Raw genomic sequence first — 12135 nt, 5'->3', positions numbered from 1 at the left:
CAGCCCCGCCCCCGCCCGCCGGCGAAACCGCCGGATCACCGCCCCGCGGTCACCACCGCCACCCCCATGACCTCCCGGGCATGCCGGCTCGGCACCATGCCCAGCCGCCAGGCCTGCCAGCCCGCCTCCAGGTTCACGCCCCGCTCCAGCAGCAGCTGATACGCGCCGACGTACTCCTCCAGCTTCTCGTCCCGCACCGGATGACCGCTCCGGGCCAGCTGCGCCAGCTGCGCCAGCTCCTCCTGGGCCACCGCCGTACCGACCTCCACCCCGCCGGGCGCCGCATACGGCAGCAGGGTGCAGCGCAGGAAGCGGGCCCAGTCCTCGCCCCGGCGGTCGCCGTAGGAGGTGAACAGGCCCACCGCCTCGTCGCACAGCGACAGTGCCTGCTGGGTACGGGAGTTGCCGGCGTCCACCACCGCCAGCTCCAGACAGGTCCACGCCTCGCCGTGCGCGACGCCGATGCGCTGGAAGTCGGCCCGCGCGTCGACCAGCAGCTGGCGCGCGAAGCCGGAGTTGCGCAGGGAACCGGTCTGCGCCGCCCGCAGATCGCGCGTCGCCCGCGCCGAGTGGTGGCGGGCGCACGCCAGGCCGTACACGTCCCGCATCCGGGAGAACATCGTGCGGGAGCGCTCCAGTTCGCGGACCGCCTGGTCCAGGGTGCCGGTCTCCTCCAGCGCCTGGCCCAGGTAGTAGACCGTCCACGCCTCACCGCGCGCGTCCTCGTTGTCGCGGTGCCGGGACGCCGCCTGGCGCAGGCCGTCCACCGCCGCGGAATGATCACCGGCCACCAGCCGGGCCCGGGCCAGCTGGGTCAGCGCCCACGCCTCGCCCCGTACGTCGCGGGTACGGCCGTACAGGTCGAGCGCGGTGCGCAGTTCCCGCTCCGCCCGCGGGACGTCCCCCATCCGCAGGCCCAGCTGGCCCAGCTGGAAGTGCGCCCACGCCTCGCCGTGCACCGACTCTCCCGCCCGGTGCAGCTCCAGCGAGCGGTTCAGCAGGTCCAGCGCCTCCGACAGATGGGCCCGGTCCCGCTGCACCGCCGCCAGCGCGTGCATCGTCCAGGCCCGGTCCGTGGCCAGCTGGGGCGGATCCTGCAGATCCAGCGCCTCGCGCAGCTTCTTCGCCGCCTCCGTCAGCTGTCCCTGGTGGTGCAGCGTGATGCCCAGCGAGCACAGGGCCCGGGCCGCGCCCGCGTCGTGGTGGGCCTCCATGTACAGGTCCACCACCGACGCCAGCGTCGTCCTCGCCCGGTCCAGTTCACCGAGCTGGCGTGCGGCGATGCCGGTACGCCACTGCACCGAGCGCAGCAGCAGGCCCTGGTCCACCGCCTGCGCCAGGTCGCTGATCTCGCCCAGGCGGTACAGGTCGCCGCGCAGCAGGCAGTAGTCGCACAGGGCGCCGAGCAGTTCCAGGACCGCCGCCTGGTTGACGCCGTCCGCGTGCCGCAGCGCCGAGGTTATGAAGCTGGACTCGTCGTCCAGCCAGCGCAGGGCCTCGTCCAGGGAGGTGAAACCGTGCGGGCTGAACCGGTCGGAACGGGTGGACACGTTGCCGTCGACCAGGCGCAGCACCGAGTCGGCGAGGTCGGCGTAGTTGACGATCAGCCGCTCCTGCGCGGCGGCGCGCTCCGCCGGTTCCTCCTCGTCCAGGAGGCGGGCGTGGGCGAAGGCGCGGACCAGGTCGTGCAGGCGGTAGCGGTTGCCGCGGACGTGGTCGAGCAGGCCCGCCCCGGACAGGGCGGTCAGCTGGCGGGCCGCCTCCGGCTCGTCCGTCGCCAGCAGCGCGGCGGCCGCCGCCGTGCCCAGCGAGGCCCGTCCGGCCAGCGCCAGCCGGCGCAGCAGACGGCGGGCCGGTTCCGACTGGTCGCTGTAGCGCAGCCACAGCACTCTCTCGACCGGATCCACCGGCCCGTACGCGGCCAGGTCGGTGGCGAGCCGGCGGGGTGACCGCGGGCCCAGCGAGGAGCCCGCGATGCGCAGCGCCAGCGGCAGACCGCCGCACAACTCACGGATCCGGTCGGTGGATTCGGCGTCGTAGGGGCCCGTGGCGTCCTGTGCCACCGCCGTCAGCAGCTCCTCCGCGCCCGCCGCCGCCAACGGCTCCACCCGCAGGTGATGCACCCACGCCGGCAGGTCACCGGGCAGGTCGAGGGCTTCGCGGGCCGTCACCAGGACCAGGCTGTCGGAGCGCTCGGGCAGCAGGGTGCGCACCTGCTCCGGGTCCGAGGCGTCGTCCAGGACCACCGTGACCGGCAGCCCGGTCAGATGCTGGTGGTACAGCTCGCTCAGCCGCTTGACCTGCTGGTCGGGGGAGGAGCGCTCACGGAACAGCAGCTGCTCGCGCGGCGCGCCCAGCCGGTTCAGCAGATGCAGCAGGGCGTCCCGGGTGGACAGCGGCGGCTCCTCCGCCGTGCCGCCGCGCAGATCGACCACGCACGCCCCGCGGAACTGGTCCCGCAGATCGTGCGCCGCCCGCACCGCCAGGGTCGTACGGCCGCTGCCGGGCGTCCCGTGCAGCACGACCACCGTCGGACGGGTCTCCGTGCTCGCCCGGGCCGCCTGCACCCACTGCCGGATCCGCCCCAGCTCCGGGCGCCGCCCCGCGAACGGCTCCTCCGGCTCGGGGAGTTGTCCGAAGGACTGCTCCAGCACCTTCCGCCCCCGGGCCGCCGCGCTCTTGTCGGTGCCGCGCAACCGCGGGCCCTGCTGCTTGGGCCCCGTCGACGCGCTCAGCATCCGCTGCTGGTCGAGGAAGGGCCGGATCCCGCGTACCTCCAGCGCGGTCAGCCACTGCAGCCGCAGCTGCTCGACCCCGCCGGGCTGCCCGGCCGCCCCCGCCCGGTGGTGCGCGGCCGGCAGATGCACCCCGGCCACCTTCACCACCGTCGTCGCGGCGCCCACCACCCCCACGGTCACGCCCGCGCCCACCGCGGTCCCGGCACCGGTGCCGAGCGCCAGGTCGGCGAGGACGGCGGCGATCCCCGCCACGCCCGCCACCAGCAGCGGAGTGCCGCCGCCCTCGCGGGCGTAGCGCTGGCCGAAGGTGAGCCGGCCGGCCTCCGCCTCGTCCAGCGCGCGGCAGTACGCCTCGTACTCCTCGGCCGCCGACTGGGCCATGGCGTCCAGCGCGCCCCGCGCCCGGGACAGCAGCACCGCCCCGTCGGTGCGTCCGCCCGAGCGCCGCACCTCCTCCTCCACAGCCCGAGCCAACAGCCGCTCGGCCTCCGTCCGATGGCTGTCCCGCATGTCAGGTCCCCCTCCGGCGGCAACGCTTCCTTGGTCAAGTGTGCTGCGGACGGGACGCCCTGGGGAGGGGGCGGCAAGATCGGGCTTGTGGGGTGTGCTGTCCGGCGCTCGCCGGGGTACTGCGGCAGGATGGATCCCATGCCGAACCGACTGGCCCATGAGACGTCCCCCTACCTGCTCCAGCACGCCGACAACCCCGTCGACTGGTGGCCCTGGTCGGACCAGGCGTTCGAGGAGGCGCGCCGGAGCGGCAAACCGGTGCTGCTCAGCGTCGGATACTCCAGCTGTCACTGGTGCCATGTCATGGCGCACGAGTCCTTCGAGGACGAGGCGACGGCCGCGTACCTGAACGAGCACTTCGTCAACGTCAAGGTCGACCGCGAGGAACGCCCCGACGTGGACGCCGTCTACATGGAGGCCGTGCAGGCCGCCACCGGGCAGGGCGGCTGGCCCATGACCGTCTTCCTCACGCCCGACGCCGAGCCCTTCTACTTCGGCACCTACTTCCCGCCCGCCCCCCGCCACGGCATGCCCTCCTTCCGGCAGGTCCTGGAGGGCGTCCAGCAGGCCTGGACCGGACGGCGGGACGAGGTCACCGAGGTCGCCGGGAAGATCGTGCGCGATCTGGCCGGACGGGAGATCTCCTACGGCGACTCCCTGGCGCCCGGCGAGGAGGAGCTTGCGGGGGCGCTGCTCGGGCTCACCCGGGAGTACGACCAGGTGCGCGGCGGGTTCGGGGGAGCGCCGAAGTTCCCGCCGTCCATGGTCGTGGAGTTCCTGTTGCGCCACCACGCCCGCACCGGCTCCGAGGGCGCCCTGCAGATGGCCGCCGACACCTGCGAGCGGATGGCCCGGGGCGGCATCTACGACCAGCTCGGCGGCGGCTTCTCCCGGTACTCCGTGGACCGGGAGTGGACCGTGCCGCACTTCGAGAAGATGCTGTACGACAACGCCCTGCTGTGCCGGGTCTACGCCCACCTGTGGCGGTCCACCGGCTCCGGGCTCGCCCGGCGGGTGGCGCTGGAGACCGCCGACTTCATGGTCGGCGAACTGCGCACCGCCGAGGGCGGGTTCGCCTCCGCGCTCGACGCCGACAGCGACGACGGCACCGGCAAGCACGTCGAGGGCGCCTACTACGTCTGGACCCCGCAGCAGCTGCGCGAGGTGCTGGGCGAGGACGCGGAACTCGCCGCCCAGTACTTCGGCGTCACCGAGGAGGGCACCTTCGAGGAGGGCTCCTCCGTGCTGCAACTCCCGCAGCAGGAGGGCGTGTTCGACGCCGAGAAGGTCGCCGGGGTCCGCGCGCGCCTGCTCGCCGCGCGCGCCGGGCGGCCCGCCCCCGGCCGGGACGACAAGGTCGTCGCCGCCTGGAACGGGCTCGCCATCGCCGCGCTGGCCGAGACCGGCGCCTACTTCGACCGCCCCGACCTCGTCGAGGCCGCGGTGTGCGCCGCCGATCTCCTCGTACGCCTGCATCTGGACGAGCACGCGCAGCTCGCCCGTACCAGCAAGGACGGGCAGGTCGGGGCGAACGCGGGGGTGCTGGAGGACTACGCCGACGTGGCCGAGGGGTTCCTCGCGCTCGCGTCCGTCACCGGGGAGGGGGTGTGGCTGGAGTTCGCCGGGTTCCTGCTCGACCATGTCCTCACCCGGTTCGTCGACGCGGAGTTGGGTGCCCTGTACGACACGGCCGTGGACGCCGAGCGGCTGATCCGCCGCCCGCAGGACCCGACCGACAACGCCGCCCCCTCCGGCTGGACGGCTGCCGCGAACGCCCTGCTGAGCTATGCCGCCCAGACCGGTTCCGAGCCGCATCGCAGCGCCGCGGAACGGGCGCTGGGCGTGGTGAAGGCGCTCGGGCCGCGGGTGCCACGGTTCATCGGCTGGGGGCTCGCCGCCGCCGAGGCCCGGCTGGACGGGCCGCGCGAGATCGCGGTCGTGGGCCCCTCGCTCGACGACCCGGCGACCCGGACCCTGCACCGCACGGCCCTGCTGGGCACCGCGCCCGGTGCGGTGGTCGCCGTGGGCGCTCCGGAGAGCGACGAGCTGCCGTTGCTCGCGGGGCGGCCGCTGGTCGGCGGTGAACCGGCGGCGTACGTCTGCCGTAATTTCACCTGTGACGCCCCGACGACCGACCCGGAGCGGCTGCGTGAGGCGCTGAACGGCTGAGAACAGCGGTCGGGGAGGGTCCCGCACTGTCCAAATGGGGCGTGTGTTCGGTTAGATCCCGCTCTTCGCCGCCCCGTTCCGAAACACGCTATTTATCGGAACAGCTCCCGCGCTTCACGGTTCCCCCCTAATCTCTGCACAGTGGCGCGACGGCTGTGACTGGCCGTCGCGACAGGGGGTTTGGGGATCTGGGGGGATCTGTTGCTCACGTCTGTCTTCATCGCTGTCGTTTCACTGGCCCTGTTCTGGATGGCGGCGTTCACCCTGTGGTGGCAGATGCACGCCTGGCGTACGCCCGAGGTGCTCGCCTCCACCCGGTTCAGCAGACCGGACGGCGGCGAGCATCTGTCGTTCTCGCTGCTGCTGCCGGCCCGCCACGAACAGGCCGTGCTCGACCACACCATCCAGCGGCTGCTGGAGTCGAGCCACACCGACTTCGAGATCATCGTCATCGTCGGCCACGACGACCCGGAGACCACACAGGTCGCCGAGCGGGCCGCCGCACGCGACCCGCGGGTCCGGGTGGTCGTCGACACCCACGAGAAGAAGAACAAGCCGAAGGCCATGAACACGGCGCTGCCGTACTGCCGCGGCGATGTCGTCGGGGTCTTCGACGCCGAGGACCAGGTCCATCCGGAGCTGCTCGCCCACGTCGACCACGCCTTCCGCTCCACCGGCGCCGACGTCGTCCAGGGCGGGGTCCAGCTGATCAACTTCCACTCCAGCTGGTACAGCCTGCGCAACTGCCTGGAGTACTTCTTCTGGTTCCGCTCCCGGCTGCACCTGCACGCGCAGAAGGGGTTCATCCCGCTCGGCGGCAACACCGTGTTCGTCCGCACGGACGTGCTCAGGGCGGCCGACGGCTGGGACCCCGACTGCCTCGCCGAGGACTGCGACCTCGGGGTGCGGCTGTCCAGCATCGGCAAGAAGGTCGTCGTCGCCTACGACTCCGACATGGTGACCAAGGAGGAGACGCCCGGCAGCCTGATGTCGCTGCTCAAGCAGCGCACCCGCTGGAACCAGGGCTTCCTCCAGGTCTACCGGAAGAAGGACTGGAAGCAACTGCCCACCTTCGGGCAGCGGTTGCTGGCCCGCTACACCCTCACCACGCCGTTCCTCCAGGCCTTCACCGGCGTGATCATCCCGCTCAACGTGGCCATCGCCCTCTTCCTCGACGTGCCGGTGGCCATCGCCTTCATCACCTTCCTGCCGGCCGTCACCGCGCTCGTCACCTTCGTCTTCGAGGTCGTCGGACTGCACGACTTCGGCAAGCAGTACGGGCTGCGCGTCCGGTTCGTGCACTACCTGAAGCTCATCGTCGGCGGTCCCTTCTACCAGGTGCTGCTCGCCGGAGCCGCGATCCGTGCCGTCTGGCGCGAGCAACGCGGCCGTAACGACTGGGAGTTGACGTCCCATGTCGGCGCACATCTCCACCCGGCCGAAGTGATCCGAGAGGACGTTCCTGCGTGACCTCCACCCTTCCCGCGGTGACCACCGAGGTCCCCGCGCAGCGGCAGCCTGCGCCGGAGTTCCGTTCGACCGGTCGAACGACCCCGCCGAAGAAGCTGCGTACCTCTCGACCCGACCTCGTCCTGTGTGCCGTGCTGCTCGCGGCGATCCTCGTCGTGCAGGGCTGGAACATCGCCGACTACCCCACGCTCAGCGACGACGAGGGCACCTACCTCGCCCAGGCCTGGGCGGTCCAGGAGGGCAAGGGGCTCGCCCACTACACCTACTGGTACGACCACCCGCCGTTCGGCTGGATCCAGATCGCCGCGCTGACCTGGATACCCTCGCTGATCAGCCCCGACTCGATGACCGTCGGCTCGATGCGCGCGGTCATGCTGGTCGTCAGCGGGATCAGCGCGGTCCTGGTGTACGTGCTCGGGCGGCGGCTGTCGCTGCCGCGCTGGGCCGCCGGGCTCGGCATGGTCCTGTTCGGGCTCTCGCCGCTCTCGGTGATCCTCCAGCGCGAGATCTTCCTGGACAACCTCGCCGTGATGTGGACGCTGCTGGCGTTCACCCTCGCCGCCTCGCCGAGCCGGCACCTCTGGCACCACTTCGGCGCGGGCATCGCCGCCGCCACCGCGGTGCTGACCAAGGAGACGATGCTGTTCGTCCTCCCGGCGATCCTCGTCACCATGTGGCGGCACAGCCACCGCGACACCCGCAAGTTCGCGGTGACCGGCGCGATCACCGCCTGCGTCCTGATCGGTCTGTCGTACCCCCTGTTCGCTCTGCTCAAGGGGGAGTTGTTCCCCGGCGCCGGGCACGTGTCGCTGTGGGACGGCGTCAAGTACCAGATGACCAGGCCCGGTTCCGGCTTCATCCTCGACCAGGGCTCCGGTTCGTACGGCGTCCTGCAGTCGTGGCTCTACTACGACCGGGTCCTGCCCCTCGGCGGTCTCGCGGGCGCCCTGCTGCTGCTCGCCACCTGGCGCTGGTCGGTCACCGCCCGCGCGCTCGCCGGCCCCTGTGCCGCCGTGGCGATCCTCGCCCTGGTCGCGATGCGCCCGAGCGGCTATCTGCCCGCGATGTACATCATCCAGGCGCTGCCGTTCCTCGCCCTCGTCCTCGCCGGCGGCACCGCGTCGGTCGCCCACGCCGTCCTGCGCAAGGGACGGCTGCACCCGGCGGGCCGGTACACCCTGGTGGCCGTCCTGGCGATCGGCGCCGGTGCCTATGTCGTCCCGCGCTGGTACGAGGGCGGCCGCACCGCCGTCACCGCCGACGCCAACGCCCCCTACCGGGCCGCCTCCCAGTGGCTCAGCACCGAGGTGGAGAACCCCAAGGACACCCGCGTCCTGGTCGACGACGCGCTCTGGCTGGACCTGGTGCACGCCGGGTACCGGCCCGGCGACGGCGTCATCTGGTTCTACAAGGCCGACCTCGACCCCGCCGTCACCGAGACCATGCCCCGCGGCTGGCGCGACATCGACTACGTCGTCGCCTCCCCGACCGTACGGCGCGACGCGGCCGACCTGCCGAACGTGAAGGCGGCCATGGAGCACTCCAGGCCCGTCGCCGTCTTCGGCAAGGGCGCGGACCGCATCGAGATCCGGCAGATCCAGACCGCGGGAGGCGGCGTCCGATGAGCCAGGAATACACCACCCCGATCCCGGATCTTCAGGCGGCCGAGGTCCCCGAGCCCGGCGCCGTCACCATCGTCGTCCCGACCTTCAACGAGTCCGCGAACATCCGCCGGCTGCTGCGCCTGATCACCGAGTCGGTGCCCGCCCGGCTGCCCTGCGAGGTCGTCTTCGTGGACGACTCCACCGACGACACCCCCGAGGTGATCACGGAGGCGGCGCAGGACTGCCCCTTCCCGGTGGCCGTGATCCACCGGGACGACCCCGTCGGCGGGCTCGGCGGCGCCGTCGTGGAGGGGCTCAAGGCGGCCACCTCGGACTGGATCGTCGTGATGGACGGCGACTGCCAGCATCCGCCCTCGCTGGTCCCGGAGCTGGTGGCCACCGGTGAGCGGACCGGCGCCGCACTCGTCGTCGCCTCGCGGTACATCAAGGGCGGCAGCAGGGCCGGGCTCGCCGGGAGCTACCGGGTCGCCGTCTCCCGCGGCGCCACCTGGCTCACCAAGTCGCTGTTCCCGCGCCGGCTGCACGGCATCAGCGACCCGATGAGCGGGTTCTTCGCGATCCGCCGCCAGGCCGTGACCGCCGAGGTCCTCAAACCGCTCGGCTACAAGATCCTCCTCGAACTCGCCGTGCGCAGCCGCCCGCGCCAGGTCGCCGAGGTGCCGTTCGTCTTCCAGGACCGGTTCGCGGGCGAGTCCAAGTCGAGTGCCCAGGAGGGGCTGCGCTTCCTGCGTCACCTGACCGGACTGCGCACCGCGTCCCCGGCCGCCCGCATGGTCGGCTTCGGCCTGATCGGCGCCTCCGGGTTCGTGCCGAACCTGCTCGCCCTGTGGATCCTCACCGGCTTCGGCATGCACTACCTGCCCGCCGAGATCGTCGCCAACCAGTTCGGCGTGGCCTGGAACTTCCTGCTCATCGAACACCTGCTGTTCCGTGACCGACGGCGGCACCGGCGCTGGTGGGACCGCACCGGCCGGTTCGCGCTGCTCGCCAACGCCGATCTGGTGCTGCGCATCCCGCTGATCGCGCTGTTCGTGGCCGAGTTCGGGATGGGCGCCCTGTCGGCGACCGCGCTCGCCCTGGTCACCACCTTCGTCCTGCGCTTCGCCGCCACCGAGGCGCTGGTCTACCTGCCCCGCAGGAACGCCGGCGGGGAGCCGCACGGGAGCCGCACAGCAAGGAGCACCGCATGAGACACCGACGGAGAACCGCCCTGTTCGCGGTGGGCACCCTCACCGCCGGGCTGCTGCTGACCACACCCCATCCCGCCGCCGCCGCCAACCTGATCAAGAACCCGGGCTTCGAGACCGCCGGCACCGGCGACATGCCGTTCTGCTGGTCCAAGTCCGGCTGGGGCGACAACGACTTCTCCTACGAGACCGTCGCCGACGCCCACTCCGGCTCCAAGGCCATGAAGGTGACGCTGACCCGCCGGACCGAGGGCGACCGCAAGGCGCTGATCACCGAGTCCGCGAACTGCGCGCCCGCGGTGACGCCGGGCAAGCAGTACGACCTCGGCCTCTGGTACAAGACGACCACCCCGGACGCCAACCTCACCCTCTTCCGGCACGACACCACCGCCGGCTGGCAGTACTGGACCGACCTCAAGACGCTGGACCTGGCCGGGAGCTGGACCGAGGCCACCGTCCGCACCCCCGAGGTCCCGCCCGGCACCGACCGGATCAGCTGGGGCGTCTCGGTCTACGGCACCGGCTCGGCGACCACCGACGACTACACGATGGACCAGGTCCCCGACGTCACGCCGCCGCCGGAGTGCACGGGCACCGCCCAGGAGTGCGCGAACGGCCGCTGGGACGTGCTGCCCGTGCAGAACCCGGTGCGCTCGATGCACTCCGTCGTGCTGCACAACGGCAAGGTGCTGCTGATCGCGGGCTCCGGCAACAGCGAGGAGATGTTCGAGGCGGGCACCTTCACCTCCGCGGTGTACGACCCGGCCAACGGCACCTACAAGATCATCCCCACCCCGAAGGACATGTTCTGCGCCGGCCACGTCCAGCTCCAGGACGGGCGGGTGCTGGTGATGAGCGGCAACAAGGGCTATCCGTCGGCGGACGGCACGATCGGCTACCAGGGGTACAAGGACTCGTACATCTTCGACCCCGTGACCGAGACGTACACCAGGACCAACGACATGAACGACGGCCACTGGTACCCGTCGGCGACCATCCTCGGCAACGGCGACGTGATCTCCTTCGGCGGGCTGAAGGAGGACTCGACCGGGTCGGTGACGGCGGAGGTGTTCTCGCAGGCCGAGCAGAAGTGGCTCGAACTGTGGAAGGTCAACCAGACCTGGTCGTACTGGGGTCTGTACCCGTCGATGATCCTGATGCAGGACGGCCGCCTCTTCTACTCCGGCAGCCATGTCTTCGGCAACAACATCCCGGGCACCGGCTCCGCGGTCTACGACTACGGCGCGAACACAATCACCCAGGTGCCGGGGCTGCAGAGGAAGGACGAGCGGGACCAGTCGGCGAGCGTGCTGCTGCCTCCGGCGCAGGACCAGAAGGTCCTCACCCTCGGCGGCGGCAACATCGAGTCCAACCCGGCCGCCAACCGGCTGACCGACATCATCGACCTCAAGCAGCCGAACCCGGCCTACGTGGCCGGGCCGCCGATCCCGCAGGGCACGGTCGACCTCGGCAACGGGCGCGTGGCGCAGACCGGCGGCCAGGGCAAGATGTACGTCTCCGCCGTCCTGCTGCCCGACGGCAAGGTGCTGGAGACGGGCGGCGCCCTGCACAACCGGGCCAACCCCGTGTACGAGACGTCGATCTTCGATCCGGCGACGGAGACGTTCGACCCGGTCGCCGCGGACCCCGAGGCGCGGGGCTACCACGCCTCGGCGTTCCTGCTCCCGGACGGCCGGGTGATGACCACCGGTGACAACCCGGGCAACGGCTCCTGGAACCACAACGTGTCGATCTACACCCCGCCCTATCTCCTCAAGGGCGAGCGCCCGGCGATCACTTCGGTGATCGACACCGAGTGGAACTACGGCGACACCCAGCGGATCACCGTGGACCGGCCCATCGCCAAGGCGGAGCTGATCCGTCCGGCGGCGGTGACGCACTCGTCGGACCCGAACCAGCGGTTCGTGGACCTGCCGCTCTCGGTGGACGGCAACACCGTCGACCTGAACGTGACGAGCAACCCCAACCTGGCCCCGCCCGGCTGGTACATGCTCTTCGCGGTCGACGCCAACGGTGTCCCGTCGGTCGCCAAGTGGGTCCATCTGCAAGGACCCGCGGCCCTGAAGACGACGGACGCCTCGGCGCACGTCCACTCCTTCGCCGACGACCTGTCCGGCAAGGTCACCGGCCCCGGCAAGAAGAGGTCCGCGCAGCAGGTCAGCCCGACCGTCGCCGGCTGCGACCGCCACTACGGCTCGGCGAACGTCTGCGTCCCGACCGCTTTCCCGCCGGGCGTGAAGGCGACGACCAAGGCCCGCTGCGACTGGCTGAAGCGGAACGACTACGGCCGCCTGAAGGTGAACGGCAAGGACGACCCGCTGAGGCTGGACCGCAACGGGGACGGAACAGCCTGCGGCAAGAAGGATCTGAGGATGCGGTAGGCACCGCTCAGGGGCGCGGGGCCGTGTCGATATG

6 protein-coding genes are annotated in these 12135 nt (G+C 71.6%); 5 read left to right on the top strand and 1 reads right to left on the bottom strand.

Going from position 1 to position 12135, the window contains the following annotated elements; all coding sequences use genetic code 11:
• Positions 1-35 precede the first annotated feature (35 nt).
• Positions 36-3248 (bottom strand): tetratricopeptide repeat protein, encoded by a 3213-nt coding sequence (locus ACFYW5_RS03230; RefSeq protein ID WP_389415212.1) that lies wholly within the window; start codon positions 3246-3248, stop codon positions 36-38.
• A gap of 138 nt (positions 3249-3386) precedes the next feature.
• Between ACFYW5_RS03230 and ACFYW5_RS03225 the strand changes: the two genes are divergently transcribed.
• The 5 genes from ACFYW5_RS03225 to ACFYW5_RS03205 all read left to right on the top strand — a co-directional run bounded on the left by ACFYW5_RS03225 (position 3387) and on the right by ACFYW5_RS03205 (position 12101).
• The gene (locus tag ACFYW5_RS03225; RefSeq protein WP_389415211.1) at positions 3387-5417 is read left to right on the top strand and encodes a thioredoxin domain-containing protein; all 2031 of its coding nucleotides are present in this window, start codon (positions 3387-3389) and stop codon (positions 5415-5417) included.
• A 201-nt stretch (positions 5418-5618) separates the two neighbouring features.
• Positions 5619-6887: a glycosyltransferase gene (locus ACFYW5_RS03220; RefSeq protein WP_389415210.1), complete on the top strand. Its 1269-nt coding sequence runs from the start codon at positions 5619-5621 to the stop codon at positions 6885-6887.
• Complete coding sequence (locus ACFYW5_RS03215) at positions 6884-8512, top strand: ArnT family glycosyltransferase (RefSeq protein WP_389415209.1); 1629 nt, start codon at positions 6884-6886, stop codon at positions 8510-8512. Before ACFYW5_RS03220 ends, ACFYW5_RS03215 begins: the two co-directional genes overlap by 4 nt.
• Positions 8509-9702: a glycosyltransferase gene (locus ACFYW5_RS03210; RefSeq protein ID WP_389415208.1), complete on the top strand. Its 1194-nt coding sequence runs from the start codon at positions 8509-8511 to the stop codon at positions 9700-9702. Before ACFYW5_RS03215 ends, ACFYW5_RS03210 begins: the two co-directional genes overlap by 4 nt.
• Entirely contained in the window at positions 9699-12101 is a 2403-nt protein-coding gene (locus ACFYW5_RS03205) for a galactose oxidase-like domain-containing protein (protein ID WP_389415207.1), read from the top strand. The genes ACFYW5_RS03210 and ACFYW5_RS03205 overlap by 4 nt, the downstream gene beginning before the upstream one ends.
• The last annotated feature ends 34 nt before the right edge of the window (positions 12102-12135 follow it).

It is taken from the genome of Streptomyces sp. NPDC002779, from assembly GCF_042888685.1.
GTDB lineage: Bacteria > Actinomycetota > Actinomycetes > Streptomycetales > Streptomycetaceae > Streptomyces.
Note: the sequence above shows the minus strand (reverse complement) of the source record. Positions and strands in the feature narration are given on the sequence as shown.

Bases quoted from the DNA above. Each gene is read 5' to 3' on its own strand.
- ACFYW5_RS03205 (WP_389415207.1), top strand. From the start codon at position 9,699: ATGAGACACCGACGGAGAACCGCCCTGTTCGCGGTGGGCACCCTCACC.
- ACFYW5_RS03210 (WP_389415208.1), top strand. From the start codon at position 8,509: ATGAGCCAGGAATACACCACCCCGATCCCGGATCTTCAGGCGGCCGAG.
- ACFYW5_RS03230 (WP_389415212.1), bottom strand. From the start codon at position 3,248: ATGCGGGACAGCCATCGGACGGAGGCCGAGCGGCTGTTGGCTCGGGCT.
- ACFYW5_RS03225 (WP_389415211.1), top strand. From the start codon at position 3,387: ATGCCGAACCGACTGGCCCATGAGACGTCCCCCTACCTGCTCCAGCAC.